We start from the raw sequence: 16,645 nt of genomic DNA on the forward strand, positions 1-16,645 counted from the left end.
CCCCCATCTCACCCAGCCCCCGTTCCGCCGAGGACTGGCTGGCGCACTACCGCACGCTCGCCGCTGCGGCGCCCGCGCACTGCCCGACGCCGCGCATCCCGGCGCTCGACGGCCACGCCTCGAAACGCGCCTTCATCCTCGAGCCAGGCGCCGTTCGATCCGCCTCGCCGCCCCTCATCGCCGTGATCAAGGATCCCGTCGTCGAGCGTTTCATCGTCCTCGCCGAAGACGCCCAGGGCTGCATCCACGCACAGGAATCGGGCCGCTTCACACCCTTTGCCCAGCGCAGTCTCTCGAGTCCCTTTCCCAACACGCGGCTACCGGCGGCGCTGGGCGCGACACCGGCGGTCGCCATCGTCATCGATCACCAATCGGTGCGACCCTGGCTCGACCTGATGAGCGAGGCCCGCTTCCAGCGCCTCAGCGAGTCTCTCTGGATCGCGATCAGCATGTTCACCGGCATGCTCGCGACCCTGTTCGTGATTGCGCTGTTGATCACGCGCTATCAGCGCAGTCGCCTCACCCTCGCCTACCTCGCCTACATCGTTGCCCTGCAGGGCTATCAATTGCAGGCACTTGGGTTGGGGGCGGCCTGGCTGCCGTTCTGGCCTCCGCCGAGCGCGCATCATCTGCTCCAGGCCATCGCCGCTGGCACCGCCGTGATCGGTCTCGCCTTGCTCGTGATCGCCTTCCTGCGCCCGTGCGGGCGCATTCGCTCGATCGTGATCACCAGCGTTGCCTTGAGTGCGGGCGGTTTCTATCTCTCCGCCTTCGATGCCGAGGCCTACCGCTTCGGTGCCGCCCTGCTGCCGTTGTTGGCGCTCCTGGTCATCGTGCTGCTCGCGCGACGCCTGCGCGACGGCGAGCCCGCCATGCGGTGGTTCGCCGTCGGTCTTGCCGCCGCCCTGATCGGTGGCGGCATCCAGGCCACCGCCGTGGTCACCCAGGGCGTCTGGCTGCCCCCCATCGCCGCATTCGCCTTCCCGCTCGGGAATCTGGTCGAGTCGCTCTGCTGGCTGATCGCCATTCTCATGCGCCTGAAGGCCGAGAACCTGTCCCTGCAGCGGCGCCTCATCCACGAGGCGCACCATGACTCGCTCACGGGTCTGCACAGTCGCGCCTCGATGCATGCCCGCCTGGTCAAGGCACTTGCTGATGCCAAATCATCGGCCCACCCCACCTCGGGCCTGATCTACATCGATCTCGGTGGCTTCAAGCGCATCAACGACCGCTTCGGCCAGGCGCGCGGGGATCAGATCCTGCGCCAGTTCGCCGCCATCCTCGGCGAGCTTGGCTTCGAGGCCGAGGCCATCGGCCGCTTCGGGGGCGATGAGTTCATGGTGCTGATGCCTGGCGAGGCGCACTGGAGCCAGACCGAGGGCGCGGCGGCGACCATCCTCGCGCGCTTTCGCGAGCCGATCAAGATCGATGACGACAGCGTGCTGGTCAGGCCCGACATCGGTCTGCTGCGGATCAGCGCCGAGTACCAGAGCGTCGATGAGGTGATGCAGGACGTCAACCGCGCCCTGCGGGTGAGCAAGCAGCTCGGTGGCCGGCGCGCGACCCCTTTCGAGGCACGCATGCGCGAGAACGCCGAAGCTCTGGAGGCGCTGAAGCTGGCGCTCGAGGATGCCATCCGCACGCATCAGCTCGACTTGCACTATCAGCCGATCGTGATGCTCGAGAGCATGTCACCGGTGGGTTTCGAGGCGCTGTTGCGCTGGCAGCGCCCGAGCCAGAAGAGCATCAGCGTCGAGCAGGTCCTGACCGTCGCCGAGTCGGCCGGACTGCTGGGCGCGCTCGGTGAACGGATCATCGAGATGGCGCTCGCGCAGATCGCCGACTGGCAGCGCCGCGGTGTCTGGTCGCCTGGGCTCTTCCTCAGCATCAATGTCTGCGAGCAACAGCTCATCGACGGGCGCTTTCTCGATGACCTGCATGCTGGCTTGCAGAGACACGGCATCGACGCCTGCACGCTGCGGCTCGAACTCTCCGAGCGCTCCCTGGGCACCGACCTGGACTGGTCGCGCCTGGTGCTGCCGCGCCTGCTGAATCAGCACATCCTGCTCGGTGTCGACAACTTCGGCGCCGGGCTGACCTCGCTGACCATGCTCACCGACCTGCAGCCAGATTTCATCAAGGTCGATCGCAGCCTGGTCGCCGCCCTGCCCAATCTGCCGCGCGCGCAGCATCTGGCGCGCATCGGCTGCCTGTTCGCCGCGCAGGTCGGCAGTCTTGCGATCGCCGAAGGCATCGAGAGCAACACCCAGCTCGGCACCCTGCGCGAGCTGGGCTTCGAGCACGGCCAGGGGCGCTTGATCGCGCCGCCGATGTCGGGCGCTGAAACCGCAGACTGGCTGCAGCTCGCCGCGCGCGCCCATGATCAGCCGTTGACCGAGCGTGCTTGGCAGATGAAGTTGCACTGAGCCCTCAGGGCATCAACACCGGCAGCGGCGCCAGGGCCAGCCCGATGACGAGCGCGATCAGGCAGGCGACCAGCATCAGCCGCAAGGCGCGGCGCAGATCCTCGCCATCCAGCTCGGCGGGCCAGTCGGGATCGCCCATGTAGGCCTCGTTGACCCGTTGGCCGGCATGCCAGATCGGGCCCACCAATCGCACCCGCAGCGCACCCGCGCAGGCCGCCTCGCTCCAGCCCGAGTTCGGACTCGGCAGCATGGCGTGGTAGGTCTTGGCTGCCGGTAAGACCAGCTGCGGATGCTGGCGCAACAGCGCCGCCGCGAGCCCGATCACCAGCACCGAGAGGCGTGCCGGCAGCCAGTGCACCAGATCGTCGGAGCGCGCCCCAGCCCAGCCGAAGTGGCGGTAACGCGCGTTCTTGTAGCCGACCATCGAATCCAGGTTCGAGACCACCTTGACCAGGATCAGCCCCGGCAGCCCGAACAGGCACAGCGCCCAGAGCGGCGTCAACACGCCATCGGTGAGGTTCTCGGACAGGCTCTCGATGGTGGCGCGCACGATCCCGGCGCGCGGCAGGTGCTCGGTCTCGCGGCTGACCAGCTTCTGTAATTCGCGCCGGGCGAGGGCGAGATCCTGAGGATGCACCCCTTCCAGTGCCCGCAGGACAAGCCGGCCCTGATTCAACAGATCACGCGCGCAGAGCAGACTGTAGGCGATGAACAGATCCCAGCCGAACGCCAGCCAGGGATGCAGCAGGCCGAGCACCGCGCGCACCGCCCACCAGGCCACGAGCGCACCCCCCACGGTGGCGATCCAGAGCAGGATGCCACCAACGTGTCCATCGAGCCCGAGACGGAACAGCCAGCGCTCCCACAGCAGCGTCCAGGCGCCGAGCACGCGGATCGGATGCAGCCGATAGACCGGATCGCCGAGCAGTGCATCGAGCGCGCAGGCGCCGAGAATCAGCAGCAGGTGCGCGCTCAGGTCCATTTGCGCGCGAATCCCAAGGCGACGGCACGCGCCGCGAGCGCGCCAGGCGCTAGGTCGTGATGCGGCTGCAGGGCCTCGCGCAGTGCGGCGAATTGTTCCGGCGCGACTGCGACCGCCGCTGCCAGCAGCGCGGCCTGGTTGATCAGCGCCTCGCGCGCCACCTCGGTATGCAGCACGCCAGCGCGCGCCAGATCGATGATCTCTGCCAGCGCATAGGCGGCCGCTGCGCTTTGTGGATCATGGATCAGCGCGGTCAGATTGCGCGCGAACAACTCGGCCTCGGGCGCGGCGAGTGCGGCGCGGGCCTGTGCTCGCAGTTCGGCCTCGTCGCAGCCATGGCGCGCCAAGGCCGCGCAGATGGAGCGGCGCAGCTCGGCACAGACGCCATTTTGCAGCAGGATGCAGCGGGTCACGGCGGCATGGGTCGCGCGCCCGAGCAATTCGCCCAGGCTGTTGTGGCCGCCAGCCCAATGGCGTTCCCACTGTGGTTGCCAGCGTTGCTCCGAACCACCCGAGGACAACAGCGGCGCCGCGATCACTAGCTGATCCGTCCCGGTGCCGGTCGCCAATCCAGCGGATTGCAGGCTTGGCATGCGCAGATCGAGCAGCGCCGTGCTCTTGCCCTCGGTCACGACGGTCGCCGCCCGCGTCAGACAGGCCGGCGTGCAGGGCTGGTTGATGAAGACCAGCAGCACGATGGTTCCAGCGCCGGTCTCATCCGGTGACGGCCGCAGGCGAGCCACCGTGGGCTCGGCCATCGAAAGCTCCTCGATCGCCACGCCATCCGGGTGGGCTCCAGCGCCAGCGCCAGCGTTGGCGTTGACGTTGACGTTGACGTTGACGTCAGAATCAGCGTCGGCCTCGGCTTGAGTGTCTGCCCGCGAAGAATCCGAACGACGGATGGGGCGGCTGCCTTCAGGCTGCTCGTGCCAGCCTGCGGGATCACCGGCGCGGGTCGCGTTACCCAACACCCCAGCGGTGGCGACCACCGAGACGCACAGCTCTTCATGCTCGGCCTGCGCGAGCACCGCGCACTGCATGTTCGCCGCCGTCGACATCAGCGCCGTGGTCGCCGGCGGCAACTGCGCCTCGCGACAGGACTGGACATGGAAGGCGTCCAGCCCCGGCAGCGGCGATTGAGCAAGCCCGGGCTGGCGATTATGGGCAACACCCTCGCAGCTTTGATGGTTGGCCACATGGGTGAGATCCTCGCGCAGCCCGCCGTTGACCTTGCAGGTACTGAGCACCCGATGCGGGCGCTTGAAGGCCGCCCAGAGATAGCGGCCTTGGCGATGGAGGTGATAACGGTGGGTCTCGCGGAGCAACATAGCGCGCCGATGATACCCGACCTGCGAGCCGACTATGATACCGTGATCATCGCCGTTTCCGATCGCCTGTCCGCCGCTTCCCTGCCATGCACACCACACCCCCGCCACCGACGACGCAGCCCGTCGACACCCAACCGCTGCTCTTTATCCGCATGCGCGATGGCACGCGTCTGGCGGCGAAGCTCTGGCTGCCGCAAGGGGCCGAGACCACACCGGTGCCGACGATCCTCGAATACATCCCGTACCGGCGCAACGACAACAAGGCCAATCGCGATCATCAGATCCATGCCTTCTTCGCCGCCCATGGCTACGCCGGATTACGGGTCGACATGCGCGGCTCGGGTGACAGCGAGGGCATCCTGACCGACGAATACCTGCCGCTGGAGATGCAGGATGGTCTGGATATCCTGGCTTGGATCGCCGAGCAGCCCTGGTCCGACGGCAAGGTCGGCCTCTTCGGGCTCTCCTGGGGTGGGTTCAACGGCCTGCAGCTCGCGGCCCTGCGCCCGCCACAGGTTGGCGCCGTGATCACGGTCTGCTCGTCGGACGACCGCTACACCGACGATGTCCATTACATGGGCGGCTGTCTGCTGACCGACAACCTGTCCTGGGCCGGCAACATGTTCGCCTTCAACAGTTGCCCGCCCGACCCGGCGCATGTGGGCGAGGATTGGCGTCGGATGTGGCTCGAGCGACTCGAGGGTTCGGGGCTCTGGCTCGACACCTGGCTCCAGCATCAACACCGCGACGCCTATTGGAAATCCGGCTCGGTGAACGAGCACTACGCCGCCATTCAGGTGCCGGTGATGGCGGTCTCGGGCTGGCGCGATGGCTATACCAATCCGGTCTTCCGGCTGATGCAGCATCTCGAGGTGCCGCGCCGCGCCATCGTTGGCCCCTGGGGTCATAAGTACCCGCACATGGGTGGGCCAGGACCGGCCATCGACTTCCTCGGCGAGTGCCTCGCTTGGTGGGATCGTTGGCTCAAGGGCATCGACAACGAGATCGAGTCCGAGCCCTGCCTGCGCGCCTGGATGATGGACCCCTCGTCGCCGCTCACCACCTCGAGTCCCGGTCACTGGGTGGCCGAGGAGACCTGGCCCTCAGCGCGGATCAAGGAGCAGGCCTGGCGCCTCGGCGCCGGTGCGCTGCTCAATCCCGGTCTGATCGCACGCGCACGCGATGCCGAGCCCATGACCATCCAGTCGCCGCTGTCGGTCGGGCTGTTCGCGGGCAAGTGGTGTTCCTACGCCGAAGAGACCGACCTGCCCTGGGATCAACGCCAGGAAGATGGCGGTGCCTTGCTGTTCGACAGCTGGCCGCTCGAGGACGCGATCGAGATCATGGGCGCGCCGGTGGTGGAACTCGAGGTGGCCGCCGACCAGCCCATCGCGATGGTCGCGGTGCGCCTCTGCGATGTCTCGCCCGATGGGCGCTCGGCGCGGGTGAGCTTCGGCATCCTCAACCTGACCCATGCCGAGAGCCATGAATTCCCGCGGCCCTTGCAGCCGGGCGAGCGTCAGCGGGTCGCGGTCACGCTCAACAACATCGCCCAGCATTTCCCGCGCGGGCATTCGATTCGGGTGGCGATCTCCTCGTCCTACTGGCCCCTGGCCTGGCCGTCGCCGCGCCCGGCGCGATTGACGATCTATCCCGAGCACTCGCGGCTGATCCTGCCCGTGCGCCCGCCACGCGCGGAGGACGGCGCCTTGCGTGCGTTCGGCCCGCCGCGCATGGCCGAGCCCTTGCCACAGACGCTGCTCGCCCCCGCCGATCGGCGCTGGACGGTGAATCTGGACCTGGGATCGAACCGGGTGGAATTGAATGTGGTCAACAACGACGCGCATTATCGGCTCGATGAGACGATCATCGCGTTCAAACGCCATGCGCGGGAACGCTACTCCTACGTCAACAACGATTACGCCACCCTGCGCGGATTCGTCGAGCACGTCCGTGAATTTCGTCGTAACGACTGGGTGGTCAGTACCGTGACGCGCACGGTGCTGACCTCCACCGAGACCGATTTCGTCATCCGCGCCACGCTGGACGCCTATGAGGGCGAAGCGCGCATCTTTTCCAAGAGCTGGGACGAGACGGTGCCCCGCAACCTCGTTTGATGAGAACACCACTGAATGCCTGAAAAACGCCAACTCTTCTTCGTCGGCCTCGATGCCTTCAACCAGGAAACGCTCGAGACCCTGCTACAAGCCAACGAATTCGACTTTCTCCCGGCCCTGACGCTGGCGGAGATGCGCGATGACCCGGATGTCGATGTCGCCGAGCTGATCGAGCTTGCGGCCGCGCGCATGGCCGAGGCGCCCGGTGGGCCCGCTGGTGTGGCGAGCTTTTTTGATTTCCCCGGCACCATCATCGCAGCCGCGCTGGCCGAGCGGTTCGGACTGCCCGGGCCGGGCCTCGAGCCAATCTTCAAGTGCGAGCACAAATACTGGTCGCGGCTCGAGCAACAAAAGGTGGTGCCGGAGCACATCCCGGCCTTCGTCGCCTTCGATCCGCGTGATGACGACGCCTACGCGAAGATCGGCATGCTGCCGCCGTTCTGGATCAAGCCGGTGAAGTCGTTTCGCTCCTACCTCGCCTATGCGATCAACGGCCCGCGCCCGTTCGCCGACATCATGGAGGTCTGTCGGGAACGCGGCGGCGCCATCACCGAGCCGTTCCGCGCGGTCATGCGTGCCTATGACATGCCGCCAGAGCTGACCGAGATGCCGGAGAGCTTCATCGCCGAATCCTCGATCGGCGGCGCGCAATGCACGCTGGAAGGCTATGCCTATGACGGCAAAGTCGTGGTCTATGGCGTCGTCGACAGCGTGCGCGAGGCGACCTCCTCATCCTTTGCCCGCTACGAATACCCCTCCATCCTGCCGCTCGAGATCCAGCATCGGATGATGGATGTCACGCGGCTGGTGATCCAGCAATTCGGCTTCGCGCACGGCCCGTTCAATGTCGAGTTCTTCTATGACCAGACCAACGACAAGGTCTGGCTGCTGGAGGTCAACCCGCGCGCCTCGCAGAGCCACGCCGACCTGTTCGAGAAGGTGCATGGGGTCTCGCACCTGTCGGTGGTGGTCGACCTCGCGCTCGGGCACAAGCCCGCCCCGCTCGGTCGCCAGGGGCGCTGGAATGTCGCCGCGCATTTCTTCACCCGTGCCTTCGAGCCCGGCCGGGTCACCTTCGTGCCGAAGCCCGAGACCCTGACGCGGGTCAGCCGGCGACAGGGCGATACGCGCATCCAGGTGATGGTCAAAAAGGGCGACGATCTGCTCACGCTCGCCAACCAGGACAGCTATAGCTTCGAGCTTGCCAATGCCTACATCGGCGGGCGCGATCGCACCGAGCTGCTCGACAAGTACGACCAGGTGCTCGATGCGCTGCAGTTCGACATCGAGTTCGAGGTCGAGACCGAGTACCACACGCCGGCCGCTTGAGCCTGGGCCTGAGCGGCACTGGATGGCCGCCGCTAGGCCGAGCGCGCCAGGGCCATCAGCTGATAGGGCTCGAGCAGCAGCTCCTGGGTGGCGATGATGGTCTGACCGGCGAACAGATCGACCATGGTCTTGCGCATCCCCATCTGGCGCAGCCGGCGTGCCTCCAGGCGCTGCGGATGCTCGCTGAAGTTGCCGACCACGAAGACGGTGGACTGCTCGCTCGAGCGCAGGAAGCCGAATACCTGCCGATTGCCGGTATCGAGCAGCTCGGTGTCACCGCGCGCGAAGGCGTGGTTATGGCCGCGCACCTGCAACAGGCGTAGCAGCCCCTGATAGACGCGCCCCGGCACCGTCTCGCGATCGCGGCGTTGCTCGGCGCGTTCCCAATCGAAGGTGCCGCGATGCAGCCAGCGTGAATCGCCGACCTTCTCGGCATCCTGATCGTAGCCGTAGTCGTTCAGGGTGGCGATCTCGTCGCCGAGGTAGATCAGCGGGATACCGCCGATCATGATGATGATGCCGTGGATCAGCAGGAGGCGGCCGATCGCCAGTTCCAGCTCGGCCTCATCGTTCTGCTCGAGTGCCTTCTCGAATCCGGTCAGCGAGGCGCAGGTCCCGGAGACGCGGGCGTTGCCGGTCGCCGGGTCTTCCTGGAACGGGGCGCCACGCGCGAAGCTGCCCTCGAAGCGCCCGGTGAAGAAGCGGGTCAGAAACAGCCGGTGCGCGTCCGGGTCGAAGCCGACGGCCTCGACATCGTCGTTGGCGAAGGCCCAACCGATATCGTCATGGCAGCGCACATAGTTGACCCAGGCGCAGCCCGAGGGCACCGCGAAGCGGCTCTGCATCGCCCGCTGCAGGACGCGCACATCGCGTGTCGCCAGCGCGTCCCAGAGCAAGGCCATCAACTGCGGATTATAGGACAGCGGACATTCATCGATGCTGACGTACTCGCGCACCTCGTCCGGGTGCACGATGGCCTCGGATTTGAACACCATCGCCGGCGCGGCGATGCTGACCAAGGCATTGAAGGCCTGGATGATCCAGTGCGCCTCGGGCAGGTTCTGCGAGTTGGTGCCGAGCCGCTTCCAGAGGAAGGCGACCGCATCCAGACGCAGGATCTCGACGCCCTGATTGGCCAGGAACAGCATCTCCTCGAGCATCCGGTTGAAGACCTCCGGATTCTCGTAGTTCAGGTCCCATTGATAGGTGTGGAAGGTGGTCCAGACCCATTTCTTGATGCCGGTGCGATAGGTGAAGGCGCCGGGATGGTCCTCGCCGAAGACCTCGGGCATGGTCTTCTCGTACAGATCCGGCAGTGTGCGATCCGGAAACAGCCGGTAGTAGCCCTGGTGCGTGCGATCACCGGCCAGGGCCGCGCGCGCCCATTCATGCTCGTCGCTGGTGTGATTGAAGACGAAATCCAGCGTCAGCGAGATGCCGTGATGGCGCAGCTCGGTGGCCAGGTCGGCGAGATCGTCCATGGTGCCGAGCGCGGGGTCGACCTCGCGATAACTGCTGACCGCATAGCCGCCATCGTTGTCGCCATCGGGCGAGCGGAACACCGGCATCAGGTGCAGGTAGGTGATGCCGAGTTCGGTCAGATAGGGGATGCGCTCGCGCAACCCGGCCAGATCATCGGCGAAGAGATCGACATAGCACATGGCGCCGACCATCCGATTGGACTGATACCAGTAGGGATCGGCACCGCGCATCGCATCCAGCGCCTTGAGTTCCGGCGAGCGCGCGATCCACATCTCGGTGGCCGAGGCGACGATGCTCTCGAGATGATAGAAAAAATCGTAGTAGCCCCCGTAGAGGCCATAGAGGCGTTTGAACAGGCGCGGAAAGTGGCGCTCGAGGCGCTCGCGGTAACCGAGCCACTCGACCTCGTCGGCGGCGCCACTGAAGCGCTGTTCGAGGCGCGGGAGCAGGCGCGCGAGGGAGCGGTCCGCCTGCTCGCGCACCCACTGCTCGTCGTTGATCGGTGTCTTGTTATCCATGGATTCTTCGGTTGTGGGCGGACCTGATGCCTGTGCCGACCTCGGCGACGGCGCAGGCACCATCGCCAAGATCGCTCAGGAGGAGCGAGCGCCGCCGTTTCAGTCGCTCGACTTGCCGCCGCGCCGGCGCAGCAACAGCAGCATCACGACGCCGGCGACGAGGACAGCGGCAAGACTGATGAGCAAGGCATTGTCATCGAGGAAGGCGAGACCGATGGCGCTCGCGATCATGAAGGCACCGAAGAGGGACATCTTCCAGTCGAGATAGATGCCCGACAGCAAGGCCGAGAGCCCCAGGATATAGGCGATCACGAAGCCCTGCGTCTCGGCGTTGAGGAAGTTCGGGGTATCGCCCATGAACAATAGATTGATCACCAGCAGCACCGCGCCCCAGTACAGCAGTTGTTTGGCAATGTAGACGCCCTTCTCCTTTGCGTCCTCGCCCGAAAAACGCCATCCCCCCATCATCGACACCAGCGCCACGACGGGCATGAACCATTTCCACAGCGTGGTTGCCCGTTCGGGCTGGGATTCGGTCATCCCGATGAGCACGAGGGAAGCAATGTACAGGGCCAGATAAGGCAGGCTGGGGATCAGCAGCTTGAGCCAGCTTGGCTTAGAGGCGGAATGAGCGTCGGTCATCGCGGATTCGGACACGTGATATCTCCTCTGTAGGTGGGTTCTTGTGCAACGCACATCGACGCGGACTTGCCCCCTTGGCGCTCGCGGGCTCGGGCGTCCATCGAGCAACCCTAAGCAAAGGCCGCGATCAGCATAGTATCAACGCGGATAGGCGCCGGACCAACCAGCGCGGGCTCAGGCCGAGGCATGATCAGCTTCAATTGCCTCGAGCAGACGCTCGTAGACCAGCGGAAAACTATAGGCGACACGATTCCAGGACGGGATCAACTTCGCTTCCTGCGGTCCCTTGGTCTGCATCCAGGCATCCCAGAGAAAGCCACGGAAGTGACCTGCGGCGGCCTCTTCTTGGTAAAGATCGTAAGCAAGGTCATTCACGTCGGCATCGTAGCTGTATTTGCGCACATAGGTCAGCGCGGTCTGATAGTAGGTGTGCAACAGCATGTCGACATAGGCATCATCGAGCGATACGCCATGCGAGCGCATGTAAGTCAGATAGAACTTTGCGATGTCGACCACCATCCGATGCAGGCCGCGCGAGGTATCGTGCGGAGATAGCTCCTGATGCTTGTGCTCGTAGTTGGCCGTGAGATCGATCTGCGCGACCTGGCGCCGTGTCACCTGGTCGTAGACCTGTGACAGGGTCGCGACCTCGAGCCCCCAGTCGTAGGCGATATTGAGCCCGCGCGCGAGGTCCGAGGTAAAACAGAACTCGCCCGCAAGCGGATACTTGAAGCCACGGTGATACTCGAAGAACCGCTGAAGCTCCGGCATCCCTTGGTTGCACATCACCCGCGAGAGGGTATCGACAAAGGGGGTGACGAACAGGCGCGTCACCCGCCCTTTCATTGAGCGCTCGCTCGGCGAGATCCGTGCATAGTACCCCTTGCAGAATTGGAAGGCGTTGTTCGGGTTGGCGACGGGTTCGATCAATCGCCCAAGCATGGTGCGATCGTAGGTGACGATATCGCAGTCATGCAGGGCGATGGTATGGGCCTCGCCACGCGCGAACAGGTAGCCCAAGGTCACCCAAACCGACTGCCCCTTGCCTTGAAGGCCGGTCGGTATCCCGCGCTCACCGAGTTCGCTCAGCAGCGCTTGGACGCGCGGCCCATCGACCCAGACCACCCGAACGCTGCAATCCGGACGTGCCAAGCGGCCAAAATACCGCTGCGCCTCGCGAAAGTGCTCCTCTTCCGGCGCGCCTCCGAGCGCAATGACGATACTGCTCAGATACCCCACCTCGGCGATCTGAGTGACGATGCGATCGAGCACATCGCCATTGCTGATCTCGCTGAACAGCGACGGCAGCAACAGGCACATGTGATCGTGCTTGGCATGGCACTCGAGCTTGTGTTCGAGGTTGCTCAGATAGGCGGTGCGATCGAAGGCCTCGTGCAGCGCATGCAGCGTCGTGATCTGCGGCTCTTGGTGGAAATCGGCCATGCGCTCTCTCCTGGCGAGGATGCGGGGCGATCGGCCGCGAGGGCAGCCGGCCGGGCGAACCAACCGGCTGTTTGGCCATCACGAGCGGCGCCAGCGCGCGCTAGTCGTGAGCGATGGGCTTCTCGGTGAACAGGTAGTCCTTGAGTTCCTCGTCGAAGGTCGGGTCTTGGCGGCGAATCCACTCGAGCACCATCGCCGCATGCTCCTTTTCCTCATCGCGGTTATGCGCGAGGATGGCCTTGAGTTCGGCATCCTTGCAGACATCGACGCGCTGGTTGTACCAGTCCACGGCTTCCAACTCCTCCATCAGCGAGGTGATGGCGCGATGCATATCGCGGGTGGCCTCCGACAGCTCAGCAACCGGCTCGTGATAGCCCTCATTGGACATGATGCGTCTCCACAGCAGGGGGGGCCGATGCGCGACAGCCCCGATGAATGATCAGGATCAGGAGCCCAACGTGCTGGCCGCTCCCGTGCGTGCATTGTCCGAGCCCGGCGCGAAAAATACAACGGGCGCTGCGACCCCATTGAATCACGCAACTCCTTCATTCAGGAGAAGGTGCTCGGGTCCAGCGCCAGCCCCGAGGCGCTGCCCCCGCTGCCGCTCCCACTGCTGCCACCGCCCGCACCGCGACCGGCGTTGCCGAGCGAGACCAGCACCTGCGCCTCGCGCGGCAGCACATCGACCTCGGCACCCGAGGCGATCAATTGCTCGGTCTCCATCACCTCCATCAGCGCCGCCAGTGTTTCCGGGTCCTCGCGGGCGATCGCGTTGAGCGCCTCGCCGACCACGCGGGGTCGCGTCGCGGTGGCCTCGGCCATCTTCTGCGAGACCTTGAACGCGGTCTCGCTCTTGATCAGGCCGACGCGGTTCTCGCCGTCCTGCTTCATCGCGCTGGTGACCTGGATCAGGCGCTTGACCACCTTCTCGGTGATGTTGTCGACCATCTGCCGATCGGTGAAGGCGACCTTGCGGATGTAGACCGAGCCGAGCTTGTAGCCCCACTTCTCCGACAGCGGCGAGACCGTCGCGCGCACCTTGCGGCTGAGCTGGTGGCGGTCCTCGAGCATCTTGTCCATCTCGAGGTTGGACAGCGTCGAGATCGTCGAGCTGGCGACATTGGCCTGCAGCGAGCCTTCGGGATTGGCATTGGTGAACAGATAGTCGGCCGGATCGCAGACCTGCATCTCGTACCAGATGCCGACGCCCATGGGGGTGCCCTCCTCCGAGTTCACCATCAGATCGCGCAGGTAGTACTGACGCAGCTTGGTGTTGACCAGGTAGCGTTTACCGAAGAAGGCCACCAACAGCGCCTTGGGACCAAAATAGAGGATCGGGAAGCGCAAACCGGGCTCGTCAAGGGTGCCGATGACCTTGCCGAAGAGGGTGAAGACCTGTGACTCACGCTCATGCACGATCGCGTAGAGACCAAGCTTCTGGGCCAGGCCCAGCAGGAGCGGGATCGCGGCGAGGCCGACCAGGAAGGCCAGCAGCGGGGAGAGTTCGGAGATGGGCATGATCGTGTTCCTCAGCGAGACCGCTGCTCGGTGTCCTCCGACCTTGGCCCCGCGACCTGCACGATGCGCTTGGCCTGCTTCAGCAGCGGGATGCGCATATTGCGGATATAGGCGCGCAAGGCCGCACTGCCGCCGGTGCGTTTGATGCCCATCAGGGTCGTCGCCAGCTCGCGCAGCGGGGCGACCTCGGCCTGGGCGTTGTTGCTGGCGATGTCGACCGCGCGCTTGCTCATGGTGATCTGCTGCTCGGCATCGGCACGCGCGGTGCTGATGTCGGCGGCCACCTGGTTGCGCGTGCTGTTGATCGCCGACAGCGCCCGATCGACCTCGCTGGGCGGGTCGATCTGGGTGATCAGCGCCGCGTCGAGTTCGATCCCATAACGCGCCCCGGTCGAGCGGCACTGGGTCTCCATGTAGTCGTTCAGGAGCGGGAGATTCTTGCGCAGATCGTTGATCGAGACGCCCTCGGTCAACTCGACCGCCGCGCTCGCCTCCTCGCCGGCGACATCGCCGGTATCGACCAGGCTTTGGCCCCTGGGATCGACGAAGTTGGCGATGCGCTCGCGCAAGACCGCGATGAAATACCCCATCACATGCTCGAGGGGACTATCGACACCGAAACAGTAGGCATAGAGATTGCCCTCGGCGACGCGAAACCGGATCTGGCCATCGACGCCGGTGGTCAGATTGTCCTTGGTCACCGCCTCGATCGTGTTCTGGCGCTTGGTCGGGTCCCAGGTCAGGTCGATCGACTGGGTGGCGATATCAACCTTGTGCACCGCTTGCCAGGGCCATTTGAAGTACGGCCCACCGGGCCCGATCACGCGCAACTGCGGGAAGTGGTAACGCGCGCGCTCATCCTCATTGAGGTGTTCGTCGGTGACCCATTGATCACCGAGACGCACCGCACGCCCGAACGAGGTCAGCACCGCCCGTTCATTGGGCTTGACGGTGTAGAGGGCCCGAATAAAGACTTTGAAGGCGATATAGACGAAGAGTCCAAAAAGAAAGGCGAGTAACGGCATTGATCCCCCTATGCCAAGTGAGCAGCTGCCAAGCGAGCGGTCGCCGAGCGTGGATCAGGGCAGTTTCGCGCCCCTGTGCTCCGCTTCAAGTCTCGCCGATGAGCTGCACGCGCCCCTGCTCGTCGACGGCCTCCATACGCACCTCGAAGCCCCAGAGGCGACGGATATGTCGTAGCATCTCATCCAGCGAATCGGCGAGCGGGCGCCGATTGTAGCGAAAATGACGGAGCGTCAGCGAGCGGTCGCCGCGCACATCGACATTGTAGACCTGAATATTGGGCTCGCGACTGCCAAGGTTGTATTGATCGGCCAGGCGTTGGCGTAACTGGCGATAGCCCGTCTCTTCGTGGATCGCGGTGATCTCCAAGGTGTCTTCACGGTCGTTGTCGGAGACCGCGAACATCCGCAGTTCGCGCATCAGATGGGGCGAGAGAAACTGAGCGATGAAGCTCTCATCCTTGAAGTTACGCATCGCGAAATCCAGTACTCGACGCCAGTCCTGATCGACCATGTCCGGGAACCAGTGGCGGTCTTCGTCGGTAGGCTCTTCACAGATACGGCGGATGTCGCGCATCATCGCGAAGCCGAGCGCGTAGGGATTGATGCCGCTGTAATAGGGGGAATCGAACGGCGGCTGATAGACGACGTTGGTATGTGACTGCAGCACTTCCATCATGAAACCGTCGCCGACGAACCCTTCATCATAGAGCCGATTGAGCAGCGTGTAATGCCAGAAGGTGGCCCAACCCTCGTTCATCACCTGGGTTTGGCGCTGCGGATAGAAGTATTGTGCGACCTTGCGCACGATGCGCACGATCTCGCGCTGCCAGGGCTCGAGCAATGGCGCATTCTTCTCAATGAAATAGAGGAGATTCTCCTGCGGCTCGTCCGGGAAACGTCGCTCGTCGAGACGGCCCTGCTCCTTATCGGCCACCGGCAGCGTTCGCCAAAGATCATTAATCTGGGACTGAAGATAGGCTTCGCGTTCGCATTGTTGGCGCTTCTCCTCGGCCATCGAGAGTGGTGCGGGTCGCCGATAACGATCAACGCCGTAGTTCATCAACGAGTGACAGGAGTCGAGCAGTAGCTCAACCTCTTCGGTGCCGTAACGCTCCTCGCACTCGGCAATGTACGTACGGGCGAAGACCAGGTAGTCGATGATGGCATCGGCACTGGTCCAGGTCTGGAACAGGTAGTTGCCCTTGAAGAAGCTGTTATGACCATAGCAGGCATGTGCGATCACCAGCGCCTGCATAGGCAGGGTGTTTTCCTCCATCAGGTAGGCAATGCAGGGATCGGAGTTGATCACGATCTCATAGGCCAGGCCCATCTGCCCGCGCCGATAGGTCTGCTCGGTAGCGACGAATTGCTTGCCGTAGGACCAGTGATGGTAATTGATCGGCAACCCAACCGATGAATAGGCATCGATCATCTGTTCCGAAGAGATCACCTCGACCTGATTGGCATAGGTGTCTAAGCCAAACTCGTCATGCGCGATCCGCGCGATCTCTTGATCGAATTGCTTCAGTAACGGAAAGGTCCATTCCGAACTATCGGAGATGATGCGATTGCTTGCCATACCGGGAACTAGGCCTCTTGCCGTTTGAACAGCTCACGGAAGACCGGAAAGATATCCTCGGCACCGTTGATCTCTTCCATTGCGAAGTGGGAATACGCTGCCTTCACATCCTGATAGGCATACCAGAGACAGGGCAATCGCATCAAGATTTGCTAATATTAGCTTTCCCTGATGCTCCTGTTTCCTCCTTGTTCTCGGGCCACTCGAAGAGCAGTTTTGCAAGGTAATCCTCGTTGCAAGCGGCCTTCAAGCGTTT

The 16,645-nt window shown here is 64.1% G+C and carries 12 protein-coding genes and 1 pseudogene; 3 read left to right on the plus strand and 10 right to left on the minus strand.

The window, feature by feature from the left end; translation table 11 throughout:
• On the plus strand, positions 1-2,426 hold a 2,426-nt coding region (locus CCR82_RS17310; protein ID WP_201247067.1), incomplete at its 5' end, for a putative bifunctional diguanylate cyclase/phosphodiesterase.
• 4 nt (positions 2,427-2,430) lie between these two features.
• Here the strand turns inward: CCR82_RS17310 and cbiB are convergent.
• Complete coding sequence (cbiB, locus tag CCR82_RS17315; protein WP_201247068.1) at positions 2,431-3,408, minus strand: adenosylcobinamide-phosphate synthase CbiB; 978 nt, start codon at positions 3,406-3,408, stop codon at positions 2,431-2,433.
• A complete protein-coding gene (locus CCR82_RS17320; RefSeq protein WP_201247069.1) occupies positions 3,399-4,736 on the minus strand; it encodes an adenosylcobinamide amidohydrolase in 1,338 nt (445 codons plus the stop codon). The genes cbiB and CCR82_RS17320 overlap by 10 nt, the downstream gene beginning before the upstream one ends.
• Positions 4,737-4,822: 86 nt before the next feature.
• On the opposite strand from CCR82_RS17320, the gene CCR82_RS17325 reads away from it, so the two are divergent.
• A complete protein-coding gene (locus CCR82_RS17325) occupies positions 4,823-6,853 on the plus strand; it encodes a CocE/NonD family hydrolase (RefSeq protein ID WP_201247070.1) in 2,031 nt (676 codons plus the stop codon).
• A gap of 15 nt (positions 6,854-6,868) precedes the next feature.
• A complete protein-coding gene (locus CCR82_RS17330; RefSeq protein WP_201247071.1) occupies positions 6,869-8,182 on the plus strand; it encodes an ATP-grasp domain-containing protein in 1,314 nt (437 codons plus the stop codon).
• 32 nt (positions 8,183-8,214) lie between these two features.
• Here CCR82_RS17330 and CCR82_RS17335 read toward each other — a convergent pair whose 3' ends face one another.
• The 8 genes and pseudogenes from CCR82_RS17335 to CCR82_RS17370 all read right to left on the minus strand — a co-directional run.
• Positions 8,215-10,182 (minus strand): alpha-amylase family glycosyl hydrolase, encoded by a 1,968-nt coding sequence (locus CCR82_RS17335; protein WP_201247072.1) that lies wholly within the window; start codon positions 10,180-10,182, stop codon positions 8,215-8,217.
• A 99-nt stretch (positions 10,183-10,281) separates the two neighbouring features.
• Complete coding sequence (locus CCR82_RS17340) at positions 10,282-10,839, minus strand: hypothetical protein (RefSeq protein ID WP_201247073.1); 558 nt, start codon at positions 10,837-10,839, stop codon at positions 10,282-10,284.
• A gap of 159 nt (positions 10,840-10,998) precedes the next feature.
• Positions 10,999-12,267: a glycosyltransferase family protein gene (locus CCR82_RS17345; RefSeq protein ID WP_201247074.1), complete on the minus strand. Its 1,269-nt coding sequence runs from the start codon at positions 12,265-12,267 to the stop codon at positions 10,999-11,001.
• 100 nt (positions 12,268-12,367) lie between these two features.
• Entirely contained in the window at positions 12,368-12,655 is a 288-nt protein-coding gene (locus tag CCR82_RS17350; RefSeq protein ID WP_201247075.1) for an encapsulin-associated ferritin-like protein, read from the minus strand.
• A 161-nt stretch (positions 12,656-12,816) separates the two neighbouring features.
• Positions 12,817-13,785 carry an SPFH domain-containing protein gene (locus tag CCR82_RS17355; protein WP_201247076.1) on the minus strand — a complete coding sequence of 323 codons (969 nt, stop codon included), beginning with the start codon at positions 13,783-13,785 and terminating at the stop codon, positions 12,817-12,819.
• Between the two features lie 11 nt (positions 13,786-13,796).
• Positions 13,797-14,810, minus strand: a complete 1,014-nt coding sequence (locus CCR82_RS17360; RefSeq protein WP_201247077.1) for an SPFH domain-containing protein — start codon at positions 14,808-14,810, stop codon at positions 13,797-13,799.
• Positions 14,811-14,895: 85 nt separating this feature from the next.
• Complete coding sequence (locus CCR82_RS17365; protein WP_201247078.1) at positions 14,896-16,389, minus strand: SpoVR family protein; 1,494 nt, start codon at positions 16,387-16,389, stop codon at positions 14,896-14,898.
• An 8-nt stretch (positions 16,390-16,397) separates the two neighbouring features.
• Positions 16,398-16,517 (minus strand): annotated as a pseudogene (locus tag CCR82_RS17370) (DUF444 family protein); the annotation flags it as partial.
• Positions 16,518-16,645 lie beyond the last annotated feature (128 nt).

Source organism: Halochromatium salexigens (genome assembly GCF_016653295.1).
GTDB lineage: Bacteria > Pseudomonadota > Gammaproteobacteria > Chromatiales > Chromatiaceae > Lamprobacter > Lamprobacter salexigens.